General features: G+C 42.9%; 9 protein-coding genes. 8 read left to right on the top strand and 1 reads right to left on the bottom strand.

The genetic code is table 11. The features are described from left to right. Positions 1-70: 70 nt before the first annotated feature. On the bottom strand, positions 71-3,169 hold the full coding sequence (locus AC1XUO_RS08815; protein WP_483329404.1) for a SusC/RagA family TonB-linked outer membrane protein: 3,099 nt from the start codon (positions 3,167-3,169) through the stop codon (positions 71-73). A gap of 519 nt (positions 3,170-3,688) precedes the next feature. Here AC1XUO_RS08815 and AC1XUO_RS08810 point away from each other — a divergent pair. The 8 genes from AC1XUO_RS08810 to AC1XUO_RS08775 all read left to right on the top strand — a co-directional run bounded on the left by AC1XUO_RS08810 (position 3,689) and on the right by AC1XUO_RS08775 (position 16,174). Next, positions 3,689-7,840, top strand: coding sequence for a hybrid sensor histidine kinase/response regulator transcription factor (locus AC1XUO_RS08810; protein ID WP_483329403.1), 4,152 nt, complete (start codon positions 3,689-3,691; stop codon positions 7,838-7,840). 150 nt (positions 7,841-7,990) lie between these two features. Continuing rightward, positions 7,991-9,823 carry a glycoside hydrolase family 2 protein gene (locus AC1XUO_RS08805; protein ID WP_483329402.1) on the top strand — a complete coding sequence of 611 codons (1,833 nt, stop codon included), beginning with the start codon at positions 7,991-7,993 and terminating at the stop codon, positions 9,821-9,823. 24 nt (positions 9,824-9,847) lie between these two features. Next, complete coding sequence (locus AC1XUO_RS08800; protein ID WP_483329401.1) at positions 9,848-11,290, top strand: hypothetical protein; 1,443 nt, start codon at positions 9,848-9,850, stop codon at positions 11,288-11,290. Further along, positions 11,277-12,794, top strand: a complete 1,518-nt coding sequence (locus AC1XUO_RS08795; protein WP_483329400.1) for a TolB family protein — start codon at positions 11,277-11,279, stop codon at positions 12,792-12,794. The genes AC1XUO_RS08800 and AC1XUO_RS08795 overlap by 14 nt, the downstream gene beginning before the upstream one ends. Next, positions 12,794-13,771, top strand: coding sequence for a sugar phosphate isomerase/epimerase family protein (locus AC1XUO_RS08790; protein WP_483329399.1), 978 nt, complete (start codon positions 12,794-12,796; stop codon positions 13,769-13,771). The genes AC1XUO_RS08795 and AC1XUO_RS08790 overlap by 1 nt, the downstream gene beginning before the upstream one ends. Before the next feature lie 42 nt (positions 13,772-13,813). Next, positions 13,814-14,848, top strand: a complete 1,035-nt coding sequence (locus AC1XUO_RS08785; protein WP_483329398.1) for a glycoside hydrolase family 5 protein — start codon at positions 13,814-13,816, stop codon at positions 14,846-14,848. Positions 14,849-14,983: 135 nt separating this feature from the next. Further along, positions 14,984-15,691 carry a carbohydrate-binding protein gene (locus AC1XUO_RS08780; protein WP_483329397.1) on the top strand — a complete coding sequence of 236 codons (708 nt, stop codon included), beginning with the start codon at positions 14,984-14,986 and terminating at the stop codon, positions 15,689-15,691. A gap of 36 nt (positions 15,692-15,727) precedes the next feature. Next, complete coding sequence (locus tag AC1XUO_RS08775; protein WP_483329396.1) at positions 15,728-16,174, top strand: GlcG/HbpS family heme-binding protein; 447 nt, start codon at positions 15,728-15,730, stop codon at positions 16,172-16,174. Positions 16,175-16,186: the final 12 nt, after the last annotated feature.

Genomic DNA, 16,186 nt, shown 5'->3' with positions numbered 1-16,186 from the left:
GGTATTTTTTTAATGGATAAAAACATAGCAAATCTGTGAATTTTGATGAACTCTCGCATACTATCTTTTTTTATAAGCTCAGGCTTAATCCAAAGATCAAGTTTCGGGTTAACGGATATGCATACAAGTCTTGTTCAGGGCTGTAGGCCTGGTAATCGGTTTTGGTTATCAAATTTTGACCGGTCACATAGATTCTTGCTTTGCTCAGTTTTATCTTGGAAATAAGTTTTGAAGGTAATTTATAACCAATGGTAACATTTTGCAATCGCCAGAAGGAAGCGTCCTGTAATCCGATATTAAACATACCGGGAGGGGAATTACCTGCATTGGGCTGCGGAAATACAGATGCTGGATTTTCCGGTGTCCAGTAATCTACCTTGATACCATTTCTGTTTCCTCTCAGGTCACCACCTGCTGTGTAATCGTATAAGAACTGATTGTTTCTGATAATTCCCTGAACGGTGTAGACATCCATAGAAAAATCAAATCCCTTGTAACTCGCATTAAAGTTAAACGATCCGATCCACTTTGGATTTTGAGATGTTATGCGCGAATCTGCGGCATCAATTTTACCGTCAGCATTGACATCTTCTATTTTAGGTGTCCCCGGTTTTGGCGTCGCATTTGTAAATGGATCTTTGAGCGGCAAGCCAGTTTCCTCATTCACAGCAACGGGTGCCTGTGCACCGGCGATCTCCCATTTGCCGGTCGTCGGATTAAAGGTAGATCCGGGATACACTTCTGTCCCTTGCCATACACCTAAGTATTTTGGCTGACGGTAGATTGAGATAGGTTGTCCGACAAACCAATTGTTTGCAACATCGTCATCCTGTATGCCGTCGTTGTTCAAATCGCCATACAGACTGATAATCGCATTTTTGTTCATTGTAAACGTACCACCTGCTTTAATTAACAGGTCGTTTTTTCTAAGCAAAACGCCATCCAGTCCTAGTTCAATGCCTTTGTTTTGAACTTCACCAATGTTGTCTGGTTGACTGGAATATCCAATGGAAGAATTTAATTGTCTGAAAACCAGCATGTCCGTTGTCCTCTTGTCGTAAACGTCAACACTTCCGTTTAGTCGCCCGTCAAAGAGTTCAAAGTCAGCTCCTGCGTTAAGGGTTGTGGAAGTTTCCCATTTAAGTGACGGGTTAGCCAGCTGACTTCCCGGAGAGAAACCGGATATCCTGTCAGCACCAAATAAATAATCTACCTGGTTGGAAAGCGCCAAACTTCCATAGGGCGCTATGGCCTGATTACCGACGCTACCATAACTTGCTCTTAATTTCAGAAATGAGATGGCTTTGATGTTGGCAAGGAAATTTTCCTTGCTGATGGTCCATCCCAGCGCTACTGCTGGAAAATATCCCCATTTGTTTTTTGATCCAAAAACAGAAGACCCATCTGCCCGGGCCGTGATGCCAATCGAGTATTTTGATAAATAATCGTATTCAACACGCCCTGCAATCGACAACAATCTGCGTTGATTTCCTCCAATCGTTGGCACATTGATAAGTGCTGACGACAGACCGTAAATTCCAAGGATGTCATTCGGAATTTGTGATGACGAGTTCCTGAAGTCATAATAGTTGGATTCGATCGCACTTTCAACCAGTGTTAAATTGATGTTGTGATCATGAATACTGGTTTTATACGTGGTTATATTTTCCAACTGCCATTCTGCATTTTCCTGGAAATAGACAGAGCCATTTGCAGCTCCATTTACAACACCGCTTTCAGATAAGCGGGAATTATAGTTGAGTTCTTTATTATTCCAAGACCTGCGACTCAGATTGACCCGGTTATTAAATCCCTTAAACGGAATGATATCTGCAAAAACGTTAACAATATCATTTCGGGCATTTTTTGAGTTTTCTATTTCATTCAAATTTAAGAGAGGATTGAAACTTTCCTGATTTCCACCTGGCCGAACATTGAAAGATCCATCCGCATTGTAGATATTTCCTAACGGCGAGGCAGTTACAACCTGACGAACAATGCCTGCAACATCGGGGTCACTTGATATGGCAAGTTGAAACGAGGTGTTGACACCCATCTTCAACCATTTGGTCAAAGTTTGATCCAGGTTTAACCGGATGGTTGTCTTTTCAATTTTAGTCGTCGGTACGATACCGGTCATGTTCTGGTAATTGGTCCCAAAATACAACTTTGTTTTTTCGCTGCCTGCCGAAAAGCTGATGTTATGGTTTTGAATGGTGGCCGGCTTCATAACCTCGCCGGACCAGTCTATACTACGATTTTCAGCAATGGCCGCTAATTCGTCCGCGCTGAAAATGAGCGCATCTGCACGCATGATATTTCCGTTTACTGCCCTGTCAGCTTCCCTTTTTAATTGCGCAAATTCCTGACCTGTATACACATCGAAATTTCTTTTTGCCTTCTGTGTTCCATAGTAACCATCATAGTTGACAGTTATTTTTCCGGTTTTGCCTCTTTTGGTCGTAATCAATACCACGCCGTTAGCAGCCCTTGCGCCATAGATAGCCTGCGCAGCCGCATCTTTTAAGATGTCCATCGACTCGATATCTGCAGGATTAATATCATTGATCGAACCGATTTGTATTCCATCAGCGATTACCAGCGGATCACTTCCTGCTGAAAGCGAACTTTGCCCCCTGATCTGGATCCTAGATGAACCTCCGGGTCCTGCGTCGTTGGTCGATACGTAAACACCTGCCACCTTGCCTCGCATCATTTCTCCGATATCCAGTGTAGCATTTCTCGTGAGGGCTTCCGGTTTTACCGAGGCAATGGAAGTAATGACATCCTGCTTCCTGGAGGTACCATAACCGACAACCACCACTTCACCCAGCGTCGCTGTTTCAGGGATTAGTTTTATATTGATCGTAGTAAGATTATTGACCGGTGTTTCCTGTCCCGCGTATCCGATGTAACTGATCACTAACACTGACTTTTCGCTGGCGACGGTCAATGTAAATTTTCCGTCACTATCCGTAACCGTTCCGTTGATGGTGCCCTTCTCAATAACATTTACCCCAACCAGCGGTTGGTCGGCCTGATCGACTACAGACCCTGACACTTTCACGGCCAGTATGTTTTCTGAATGAGCCGGTACAGAGGCCAGCAGAAATAGTCCCAGTAGAAACTGCACAAATGAAGTTTTTGAAACCTGTATAGTTTTTCGCATAATTTTTGATTTGTTAAAAACGCCTGAAATGGGCTTGTACTTACGTATTGCCATTGAAACTACCATGTCCCCTTGGGTCACGGCGTTGTTTTCCTTTACAATTAATTTCTTGTCATACTTATAGCTGGGTTACAATGGAGATTACTTCTCGGATCGCTCATCACCATTTTAAGGTTCTGAATTCGATGCTGTAAAGATTGAAGGCTACGGCGTCTTGGGAGGGCTAAAAATGTCTGTAAAAGGGGTTGTAAACGTCCAGAATAGGAATTTTAGAATAAAGGTTTTTATATAAACATGTTCTGGACACGCTAAATCGGGACTGACATTTGTTTACATCAAACAGATTTAAGTGATTGCAGCAGAATATAATAGGCGTTGCTATTCGGAATAATTTCGCTACAAGCGCAACACTAATACCCGAAATCAAGGTCGATTTGCAGTTTTTGATAAAAAAATAGGATTGGATATCGAGGTAATTAATTATTTTTTACCTTAGCCTATCTCATTAATAAGAACGACTTGAAGCCGCACCGTTTAATTTGTATTTCTTTTGTGCTGATGCTCCTGCTGTGTAACCAGACAGTATCGTGGGCGCAATATGATGCGGTTAATTTCAAACATTTTTCCTATCGCGATGGACTGGTACAAAGCCCGATCGCTGCTTTTTTGCAGGACGATCAGGGTTTTATCTGGTTTGGTAACCTCAAAGGGCTGACACGGTATGACGGATATGAATTTAAAACCTTCAACCATATTCCTGGCGACAATAGCAGTATTAGCAACGATCGGGTGAATACTGTTTTTATGGATAGTGAAAAGTCGATATGGATTGCAACTGCGCATGGATTAAATCACTTTAAACGTGATCTGGAAACTTTTGAATCAATTGATATACAAGAGGTAAAAGGTGGGCGAAATTATATTTCTTGTATTGCAGAGGATCAACAAAAAAATATATGGGTAGGGACTTTTGCGGGACTCAAAAGGCTAAATAAGGTTACTGAAAAATTGGAAGATGTCTTCCCTGATAGTGACGCTTCTTTGAAAAAAGAGGCTATTTTTTCTCTGTTGACAGATCGAGACAATAAAATCTGGGTGGGATCGAAAAGCGGATTGCACAAGTTTGATCCCACGAATCAAAAAGTCATTCAGCTGGATAAATCGTTTGAACAAAATAAAGTCATCAATACCTCGAAAATTGTTGTTATCAGGCAGGACCTTGCAGGTGATGTATGGTTTGGAACCGAAACATCTGGTTTGTTTCGGTATAGTCGCAGTAGTAATAATCTTCAGGCATACGTTTTTGGTGAATCGCGGCCCAACAGTATATCTTCCAGTTGGATTAAGGATATTCTGGTTTATGATAAAAATACCATCTGGATTGCGACACAAAATGGAATTAGCCAGTTGAACCTAACCACTAACATTTTTACAAATTATTTTCACGATGCCAGAAATACCAACAGCCTCAGTGATAATGCGGTGCGCTGTTTAATGAAGGACCGCGCCTCATGCATTTGGGTAGGCACATTTTCAGGAGGAATTGATTTTCATTATAAAGGAAATTCAAATTTTATCAACATTGGAGAAAGTGTTGGTGGCAGCGCGGGACTCTTACACCCCTTGGTAAATGGGATTACAGAGGATAAGGATGGCTCGCTTTGGGTTGGTACGTATGGTGGAGGGCTAACGAACATTAACAGAACAACACACATTTCCACGCATTATTCGTTGAAGTCGCCGGGATCCGGTCGGACTATCAATGGAATCAAGTCCATGGCAGTTGATGACAAAGGTAACTTGTGGATCGGCGCGCTGGAAGGGCTGAGCGTTTTTAACAAAAAATCCAAAACATTTTCACACTACAATATTCCGATCCGGGAAGGAAAGCTCAGTGAAAAGATCATTAATGCGATACTCCCGGATCAAGGCGGCGCATGGGTTGGTACCAATGGCGGTGGACTGAAATTTTTTAAGGATGGAAAAACGATAGCGACCTGTTTAAATTTAAATAGCGATCAGGCACTGGCTGATAATTTTGTAACCGCATTACTTAAAGATGCGAAGGACCATTTATGGGTCGGTACGCAGAATGGTTTGAATTACTTCAATACATCAACCCAGTCTTTCACACATCTGTACAGAAGGGGAAGACAGACGCAGTATCAGATAAGTCATAATCACGTTACGTATTTCTTTAAGGATTCAAAAGCAAGATTGTGGATCGGAACCGAGGACGGTCTCAATTATTTTGATGTAAAAAATGAGCGTTTTTATACCATTACGAGCATTTTAGGGTTAAATGATACGTTTATACATGCCATTACCGAAGATTCAGATCATAACCTGTGGTTCAGTACAGACCAGGGGCTTGTCAAACTTAAGTTTAAGAAATTTGCAGTTCCTTTTAGTAAAAATGATCTGGAAGTATCAATTTACACTGCAAGAGATGGTCTGGCCAGCAATCAGTTTTCAAATGCATGCGGACTGATCCTGAAAACCGGTGAACTCGCATTTGGAGGAATCAACGGCCTGTCTATTTTTTCACCGGATAAAATCCTGGTAAACACCAATAAGTCCACTGTTGCACTGACGGAAATACTGATTAATAACAAACGTGTTCCGATTTCCGCGGAGTCGGCTATACAGCAGTCACCCACCATGGTTGACAAGATTGTTTTAAATCATGATCAGGGACTGGTGACTTTCAAGTTTGCCGCACTCAATTACATTAACCCGGAAAAGAATCAGTATTCCTACCAGATTGAAGGATTATCCAACAGCCATGCATGGCAGGAAATAGGCAACCAGAGGCTGGTGAATTTTACGAGTCTTTTGCCCGGTTCCTATACCTTGAACTTCAAGGCGTCTAACGACAATGGTGTCTGGAGTTCGCATGTGCGAAGTATTAAGCTGGTGATCCTGCCTCCGTGGTGGAAAACCTGGTGGGCTTATACCATCTATATTTTACTTTTTGCAGGTCTTATTTTTGGCATCTCACGTCTGCGTGAATATAGACGGCAGATGCAGGCAGACCTGGATAGGGAGCATCTTCAGAATGAACAACAGCAGGAAATCTATAAGATGAAGCTGAATTTTTTTACCAATATTTCACACGAGATCCGAACTCCACTTACACTCATCCTTGGACCAGTGGAGAAATTGATCGATAGTTCGGCGAATAAAATGTCTGACAACCGGCAACTTCATCTGATACGGAATAATGCTTCCCGTTTGATGAAGCTCGTGACCGAGTTAATGGATTTCAGAAAGGCCGAAGACGGGCAAATGAAAATACACTGCTCCGTACAGGATGTGGTTCCTTTTGCCAGGGAGATATTTAACTATTTTGACGGTCTGTCCATTGAAAAAAATATTACTTACGAATTCGCGGCTAGTGAGGAACCGATTCTCCTGTATTTTGATGCAAACCAGCTTGAAAAGGTGATTTTTAATCTACTCTCCAATGCTTTTAAGTTCACGCCCGAAAATGGAAAAATCGTTTTGGACATTGAAAACAGGCCAGGCAGCAGTGAGCGGGTGGACATCCATGTGAGGGATAATGGTCGGGGAATTCCTGAAATTTATCATGCGCAAATGTTTAAGAATTTTTTTCAGGTTGATGATACTGCCAGACAAAATATAGGGAGTGGCGTGGGGTTGGCCTTTTCAAAAAGCATCATTGAATTACATAAAGGTACCCTTGATTTTCAAAGTAAGATATCGGCAGCAGACGGGCCGGGATGCACCACCTTTACGATTTCATTGAGAAAGGGAAAAGAACATTTGGAGGAAAGTCAGATAGAAAATCCTCCGGCGTACGTACATGAACACGTTACAGTCGTGGAGCCAACTGAGACCGGGGAGGCCGACATGGAAACGCCAAATGGGCCTCAGAAAAAGAGGTTTACCGTCTTACTTGCAGAAGACAATGACGATGTGCGCGCTTTCTTGGTGGATACACTTAAAGCAACCTATGATGTTGTAGAATTTTCAAATGGAGCTGATGCGCTGTTGTCGATGGAACATGACATCCCGGATCTGATCGTCAGCGATATCATGATGCCCGGAATGAGCGGGCTGGATCTGTGTGTCCAAGTGAAGTCCAATGAAAGTACCAACCACATTCCTGTCATCTTGCTAACCGCTCGTGCGTCGGAGTCGCATCAGGTTGAAGGGCTGTCGATTGGAGCCGATGCGTATATTTCGAAACCGTTCAATACCAAAATTCTTGAACTGACCATCAAAAATTTTTTGATGGCAAAAGAGATCATTAGGGAGAAGTTCTCACAGCAGATGGTTTTGCAAAGACCATTTAATATTTCATCCGATTCACCGGAAGATAAATTTATTGCCAAGCTCATGACGATCATTGAGGCGAAGATGGAGAACCCTGAATTTGATGTGAATGAACTGGTTCTTGAAATCGGAATGAGCCGTTCTGTTCTTTACAAGAAAGTGCAAACTTTGACGAATTATTCTGTTGCGGATCTTATCAAAGAGATGCGGCTGAAAAAAGCAGCGCAGCTTTTTAAACAAACTTCTATGTCGATCGCCGACGTTGCTTTCGCTGTGGGTTTCAACGACCGAAAATACTTTAGCAAGGAATTTAAAAAACAATTCAATTTGTCTCCGTCTGAATACATAAATGCCATCACCAGTCCGAGTTGATCGTAAAAAAGCTCATTTTTAAGTCGGAAAGTACAAATTACCCCCCTTTTTAGGATATTTTTCTCCCCCGGTTACTGCATTCGTTGCTCACCTTTGCCTCTCACCAAACGCAACGGCAGAACCATATTTTTAGTAACCGGGACTTAATCAATGAAGAATTTTCTAACAACCCTTTGGATCATTTTTGCTTCTGTTTTTAGTACGAATGCACAGGATTTAATTCAAAATATCGCTGCCAGAAATGTCACCAGCCTGAATGGTCGGTGGAACTATATTATCGATCCTTATGAAATGGGATATTATGATTATCGACACATGCCTTTTGATGAATCGGAGACAGGCAAGGGCGGATTTTATGACAACAAAAAACCAAATGACAAGAATGATTGGGTGGAATATGATTTTGACCTATCGCCAACGCTGAAAATTCCTGGCGACTGGAACTCCCAGGTAGAAAAACTGGAATTATATGAAGGCACCATCTGGATGCGCCAAAAGTTTTCTGTTAATCCCAAAACAGACAAAAAATATGTGCTCTATTTTGGAGCGGTCAACTATGAGAGTCAGGTCTATCTGAACGGAAAAAAACTCGGTCAGCACAAAGGAGGTTTTACTCCGTTTCAATTTGACGTTACAGGTAAACTTACCGACGGAGAAAATGTGGTTATCGTGAAGGTCGATAACAAAAGATTTCAGGATGAGATCCCAACCATTAATACAGACTGGTGGAATTATGGCGGGATCACACGGGACGTGTTGCTGGCGGAGCTGCCTGTCACGCACATACAGGACTACAAAGTACAATTAGCGAAAGGAAGTTTGCATAGGGTGGAAGGATTTATTCAGATCGCAGGGATCAGCAAAATCCAAAACGTCACGATCACCATTCCCGAAGCGGGCATTAAACAAACGGTTAAAACAGATTCTGCAGGAAGGGCTGAGCTCAATTTTCCGATTAAAAATATTACCTATTGGTCTCCCGAAAATCCTAAGCTGTATGCGGTTGAAATCCAGTCGACGACTGACAAGGTAACAGACAAAATAGGCTTTCGCACAATTGAAACCAGAGGTCAGGATATCTTGCTGAACGGGCAATCAATTTTTCTTCGTGGAATTTCAATGCACGATGAAAATCCATTGATTCCGGGCCGGCTCCGCGGACAGGGCGATATGCGCATGTTGTTGCAATGGGCAAAAGAAATGAACTGTAACTATGTCCGGTTGGCGCACTATCCGCATAGCGAGGAAATGGTACAGCTGGCAGATGAAATGGGCCTATTGGTATGGGCCGAAGTCCCGGTGTACTGGACGATCTCATGGCTTAACGAATCGACTTATCAAAATGCGGAGAAGCAGTTAAGCGACCTGATGACCAGGGATAAAAATCGTTCAAGCGTGATCGTCTGGTCCGTCGGCAATGAAACGCCGATTAGTGAACCCCGTAATATTTTCATGAGCAAAATGGTAGCAAAAGCTCGTTCGATGGACAATACCAGATTGGTATCTGCCGCGCTTGAAATTCACCGGAAAGGCAATGAAATTGTGGTAGAAGATCCATTGGGCGAGAAACTCGACCTGGTAAGTTTCAACGAGTATGCCGGTTGGTATTGGAGCAACACAAAAGATATGCTCAATTACAAGTATGAAATAAAATACAATAAGCCTGTGGTGATCACGGAGTTCGGTGCAGATGCACTGGCGGGTTTTCATGCCGATGAAGAAACCAGATGGAGTGAGGAATACCAGGAGTTATTGTACAAAAATCAAATTTTCATGCTGGAAAATATGCCTGGCTTACGGGGTATGACCCCATGGATACTGGTTGACTTTCGTTCACCCCGGAGACAACATCCTTACTTTCAAGACTTTTGGAATCGAAAAGGGCTGATATCTGAAACAGGCAAAAGAAAAAAGGCATTTTATGTTTTGCAAAAATATTACGAGTCCAAACAGAATGGCTGGGGTCAGAAAGCTAAAAATTAATTTTCGTCTATTAACAAATTTTCCATGCGATTAAGAACGTTGTTGCGTATTTGTTGTCTCATCATACTGGTTATTCCCCGCATATACGCGCAGAAGGCATCCTTTCATACGGTAGCTGCCAGAAAATCAAATGCGGACACCACCTGGATCAATTATCAGGCAAAAACCGTGGATCAGTTGCCCGGGTTTGAATTTGAAAAGGAGCCTTCACTCAATAAGTACGGAAGCTGGCAGGTCAATAAAACAAAGGCCACAGGTTTTTTTCGTACTGAAAAAATCATGGACCGGTGGTGGATCATCGATCCTGACGGATATCCGTTCATCCATAAAGGCGTTGCCGTATATCGGCCGGGAGCATCCGAGTTACAGCAGAAAAGGATGAAGGAAAAGTATCAGGATGAAAAGGGCTGGATAAAAAAAGAGAGCGCATTGCTGCGCGAAAAAGGATTTAACGGAACCGGAGCCTGGTCGGCGGTTGATTTAATAAGGGCATCTGAGGCACCACTGGTGTACACGGTCATTGTTAACCCGATGCAAAGTTATAAGGCCGAGCACATCAAACGTTTCGGAGGAAAATATACAGTAGCGGGGTGGCAAGGCTTTCGCTTTGACCTGACGATGGTATTTGACCCTGAATTTGATCGGCATGTTGAAAAAACGATACGGGAAATTGCACAATATAAGGACGATAAATTTTTACTCGGTTATTATACCGACAATGAACTTCCCTGGAAAACAGACGCACTGGATATCCATTTAACGGCTCTTGCAAAAGATGAGCCCGGTTATATCGCGGCAAGAAAATGGTTTGATGATCGCAAGGGCAAACAGGCAAAAGTGGAAGACATTACCGAGGAGGATCGTCTCGCATTCTCAGGTTTTTACTTCGAGGCCTATCTCAGCAAAGTAGCGGCTGCGATCAGGAAGTACGATCCCAATCACATGTACCTGGGTTGTCGGTTTAATCAGACCAACCGGCAGGAATTAACGAATCCGGAAATTTTTAAGGTGGCGGGCAAGTACATGGACATTGTCTCTATCAATCATTACAGAATGTGGCAGCCGGATCCGGTCATGCTGAGCAACTGGGAACAATGGGCAGGCAAACCATTTCTGATCACGGAGTGGTATACCAAGGGGATTGACTCCGGACTGCCGAATAATGGCGGTGCCGGATGGTTGGTCAAAACGCAGCAGGACCGGGGTTATTTTTATCAAAATTTTGCCATCGAGCTCATCAAAAGTAAAAATTGTGTGGGCTGGCATTGGTTCACCTACCAGGACAACGATCCTAAAAATCTGAATGTAGATGAATCGAACCGGGATTCGAATAAAGGAATGGTGGACTCAGAATTTAATCAATACCAGCCACTCCTGACTGAGATGAAAATACTCAACGACAATGTCTTCAACCTGATCAATTATTTTAACACAGAAAGTTCAAAACAGCCCTATGGATCGAAATAAAATTGCATTCCTGTTTTCTACCGTTATTTGCTTCTTCTTTTTTTCAGACCTGTACGCTCAGGTTCCAGGGAGTAATACCGGAATTTTTAATCAATTTTCTGACATCGGATCACCGGCCATCCCTGGTTCAGCGCGGTTTGATGAAGCTTCACAAACATATCATCTCTCAGGCTCAGGTTCCAATATCTGGTTTGGTCAGGATAGTTTCGCGTTTTTAAGTAAAAAAATGAATGGCGATTTTATTATGCAGACCCGGGTCGGATTTATCGGTGAGGGACATGAACCGCATCGAAAGGCGGGTCTGATGATCCGAAGTTCAGGCGCACCCAACGCTCCGGTGATCGCCTGCACAGTTCATGGCGACGGCCTGACTGCTTTTCAGTATCGGACAACGCAGGGTGGCACCATGAAGGAAATAAAACTGGCGATTAAAGCACCTGATGTGCTTCAGCTGGAAAAAAAGGGAAATAGCTACATCATGTCAGTGGCACGATTTGGAGAACTGTATCAGGTTGAGAAACTGGATAGTATCGATCTTGGTCAGGATTTGATCGCGGGCCTTTTCGTTTGCGCACACACCAATGCATTTTCAGAAGAAGCCGTTTTTAACAATACACGTGTTTTTAATGTGGCTCCCCATGATCTGATCCAGTATAAAACCTATATCGGAAGTTTGCTGGAAGTGATGGACGTGACCACGGGAAATCGCCAGGTGCTTGCCGGTGCGGAAGGGTCATGGCAGGCCCCAAACTGGACGCCGGACGGAAAAACGTTAATCTATAATGCAGCTGGCAAGCTGTTTAATTTTAATCTCGCAACGAAGCTGTCGATCGAGTTAAATACAGACTTTGCTATCAAGAATAACAATGATCACGTCCTGTCCTTTGATGGGAAGCAGATCGGTATCAGTCATCATCCCCCGGAGGCAAAGGGACAGTCGGTCGTATACACGCTACCGGTTACCGGTGGTGTTCCCAGGCGTGTAACGGAAAAAAGTCCTTCCTATCTTCATGGTTGGTCACCCGATGGCCGGTTTTTATATTTCACGGGTGAGCGGGAAGGTGAGCCTGATATTTACAAGATCGCAAAAGAGGGGGGAGAGGAAATTCGGTTAACGACTGCAAAAGGCCTTGATGATGGTTCCGAATTTTCACCGGATGGAAAATACATTTATTTCAATTCCACAAGAACGGGTACGATGCAGATCTGGCGAATGGATCCCGATGGGAAAAATCAGACGCAGTTAACTTTTGGCGAGATGAACAACTGGTTTCCGCATATTTCACCCGACAATAAATGGCTGGTCTTCGTTTCGTTCGCAAAGGAAGTTCCGGCCGACAAACATCCTTTTTATGAACGTGTTTATTTAAGAATGATGCCGGTTCAGGGTGGTGACGCAAAGGTGATTGCCTATGTGTACGGAGGACAGGGTACCATGAACGTTCCAAGCTGGTCGCCCGACGGTAAAAAGGTTGCGTTTATTAGTAATGGAATATTTAAATAATGAAAACGATAGGTATCAACATGAATATGATGAAAATAAATTTTTATAAAGGAATTGCGCTCTTCGCGGCTATTCTAATTTTAAATCTCCACGCCCTTCCGGTAAGCGCGCAAAAGAAGCAAAGTGAAAAGAAGGATGTACCGGTGATCGCGTCGCTCAATGCCTATTCTTTCAGTGACCTGTTAACAGCACGCGATGCAAGAAACAAAGAACAGGTATACACTTTATTTAATTTGCTTGACTGGTGCGCGGCCAACCATATCAAGGCACTCGATCCGACTGCTTATTTTTTTCCTACTTACCCGGAAGTTCCGTCAGACGAATATTTGAAAAAGTTTAAAGACCGGGCTGCTGAACTGGGTATCGTGATTACCGGAACAGGAATACGAAATAATTTTGCATCGCCAGATCCAAAAGTGCGAGCGGAAGGAGTTCAGCTGGCCAAAAACTGGATCGTTGCTGCCTCGAAAATGGGTGCTCCCATGGTCCGTTTATTTTCCGGCGAAATTCCCAAAGGCTATGAAGGCAAATGGGAGGAAGTTGCAGGTTGGATGATTGAATGTTACAAAGAGTGTGCGGCCCATGGCGAAAAGTACGGCGTTCAAATCGGTGTACAAAATCATGGGGATATGCTCCAGACAGCCGAACAGTGCATTTACGTCTTGAAAGGCGTCAATTCCAAATGGGCCGGATTAATTGTGGATACAGGCAATTTTAAAACCAAAGATCCATACAAAGACATTGAACTGGTCATGCCATACGCTATCAACTGGCAGGTGAAGGAAAGTGTATTTGGATTAGGTAGTGAAGTACCAACCGATTACAACCGCTTGATCCAAATCGTAAAAAAGGGTGGATACCAGGGCTACTTACCCATCGAAACGCTTGCCATACGTGGTAAGACCTACGATCCCTTTGCGTTGGTTCCTCAAATGCTGACCGAAATCAACAAGGCCATCCACGAAGTGTACAAGTGATTTTAACATAAAATAGTTTAACAACCGATTGAGCAAATCCCTATGAAAAGTATAGTCAGTCAGAAAATTTTTTGCCTCTTTTTATTTCTCAGCCTTGCTGTTGCTGTTGATCTGTCAGCGCAGGATGAATCTGGCAAAGGGTACGCTTTCCGTCAAAATGAAAAACTTGGCCGTGGTGTGAACATTATTGGTTATGATCCACTGTGGAAAGACCCGTTGAACGCCCGGATGAAAGACAAGCATTTCAAGCTTATCAAGGAGGCAGGTTTTGATAATGTCCGCATCGTCATCGGTCCGTTCAAGTTTTCAATGAATGATTCGCTGTATACGATCCGGCCTGAGTTTTTCAAGACACTGGATTGGGCGATCAACGAATCATTAAAAAACAAACTTATGGTCATCGTTGATTTTCATGAGCATAATGCGATGCAAAAAGATCCTTTGGGTACAAAGCCAAAACTTCTGGCCATGTGGAAACAAATCGCCGACCATTGCAAAAGTTACTCCAGTGATGTGATGTTTGAAATTGCCAACGAGCCGAATATGAAGCCGGAAGTTTGGAATGAAATTCATCAGGCAGCGTATCAGGTTTTGAGGGAATCAAATCCAAAGCGCACCATCATTGTGGGAACGATCAATGGAAATCAAATCAAGTTTTTGCCAGACCTGACTTTGCCAGAAGCGGATCGAAATATCATCGTGGCGATCCATTATTACAGTCCGATACAATTTACTCATCAGGGCGCTCCGTGGTCAGTGAAAAACAAAGATCTGAGCGGCATAGAATGGAAACAAACAAAGGAGGAAGAAGCAGCTGTGAAGGCAGATTTTGATATGGCGCAGGAGTGGTCGAAGAAACACAACCGGCCATTAACCCTGGGGGAGTTCGGCGCCTATGAAAAAGCGGATTTACCGTCCCGCATTCGATGGACCAACTATATTGCCAGGCAGGCTGAGGCCAGAAAATGGAGCTGGAGTTACTGGCAGTTTGATTCCGACTTTATTCTTTATGATATGGAAAAGGACAAATGGGTGTTGCCGATCCGGGATGCGCTTATTCCGACAACCAGAAAATAGGGCGCAGGTTTGTTGTCTTCTTGGATGATCAGGTTGGTGATGTACAAGACGAAATAGATAGACCATTTTTAGAAATCAAACACAAGCCCATGAAAAATGATATTTTTATAGGATCATGAAACATGGAAAATTAATATGAAAATAGCGCTGGTAAAAGTAGTGTTGCGTTTCTGTTTGATCAGTGCCTCGTTGGTATGTATAAATCCAAGCGAAGCACAAAGTCAAACTTCAAAATATAAAGGCAAAGTATATTTTGACAGCCAATATAAGAATGGTCCGCAGGTTATTCCCGGGAAACTGCAATGTGAATACTATGACTTTGGCGGAGAAGGGATTGCCTTTCATGATTTAGATTCCATCAACTCGGGAAGTGGCAGATTAAATAAACCAGATGGCAGTTATTTGAATGAATTTAGAATAAATGAGCCGGTTGATATTTCCTACACCAAGTTTAGAGATCCACCGATTGATAACAGTGATTATAATTTGTCAGAGCCACAAAAAGACCAGTTGTACGTTGGCTGGACAAAAGCCGGTGAATGGACAAAATATACCGTAAGGGTAGAGGAAACCGGTCATTATCAAATTGGGTTAATGTTTACTTCAAACAAAAATGGAGTTATCAGATTAGCTGTCAATGATAAGTTTGCGACCGGGCCAATTACCATTCCATCCACTTTTGTAGCCGCAGACACAGTGCCCTGGCGTCAATGGCATCATTGGAATTACCTGGATAATATCGGCAAAATCCACTTAAAAAAAGGAATACAAACCATCACGATTCATACGGTTGAGATCGGCGATATGAATTATGATTATTTAAATTTCAAACGAGTAGATTAGGAAAACGAAACCGATAATGGTCGGAAAAAATACGCTATGTACAACAAAGAAATACTCGATATCATAAATTCACTATTCGATGAAATTGATCAATTAATTTATGATTATTTGAAAAAACCGGAAGATGAAATGATTTCAAATGGCAATGTTGCCATCTGCATCATTGATCATACCGGGATGGTTTATGGTAAAATGTTTGGATCTGATAAATCCAGACTTCGTAAATCCTATCAGGTAGCATGGACCAAAGCAAGTCAGGTATGGCTTACGGGTGTCAAAACCGGTGCTTATGAACGAATGGTTTTTAACAAGGAAATCGATGAAAATGCCAACGGAATTGAAGCACCGGACTTGATCGGCTGGGAAGGCGGTCAACCTGTAACACTCAAAAATGGCCAAATTTTGTCAGTCGGGTTCAGTGGGTTCCGGGGTGTATCAGACCTTGAAATCGTGGTAAAGGCACTTTTGGAAGTTGAGAAGTAAAATAATTTTTTA

Source organism: Dyadobacter sp. HNCC25DJ186, assembly GCF_056895235.1.
The sequence above is the reverse complement of the archived record's forward strand: the minus strand, read 5'-3'. Positions and strand labels throughout refer to the sequence as shown.

Coding starts and splice junctions, on each gene's coding strand:
- AC1XUO_RS08800 (WP_483329401.1), top strand. CDS start 9,848: ATGCGATTAAGAACGTTGTTGCGTATTTGTTGTCTCATCATACTGGTT.
- AC1XUO_RS08815 (WP_483329404.1), bottom strand. CDS start 3,169: ATGCGAAAAACTATACAGGTTTCAAAAACTTCATTTGTGCAGTTTCTA.
- AC1XUO_RS08805 (WP_483329402.1), top strand. CDS start 7,991: ATGAAGAATTTTCTAACAACCCTTTGGATCATTTTTGCTTCTGTTTTT.
- AC1XUO_RS08785 (WP_483329398.1), top strand. CDS start 13,814: ATGAAAAGTATAGTCAGTCAGAAAATTTTTTGCCTCTTTTTATTTCTC.
- AC1XUO_RS08775 (WP_483329396.1), top strand. CDS start 15,728: ATGTACAACAAAGAAATACTCGATATCATAAATTCACTATTCGATGAA.
- AC1XUO_RS08790 (WP_483329399.1), top strand. CDS start 12,794: ATGAAAACGATAGGTATCAACATGAATATGATGAAAATAAATTTTTAT.
- AC1XUO_RS08780 (WP_483329397.1), top strand. CDS start 14,984: ATGAAAATAGCGCTGGTAAAAGTAGTGTTGCGTTTCTGTTTGATCAGT.
- AC1XUO_RS08795 (WP_483329400.1), top strand. CDS start 11,277: ATGGATCGAAATAAAATTGCATTCCTGTTTTCTACCGTTATTTGCTTC.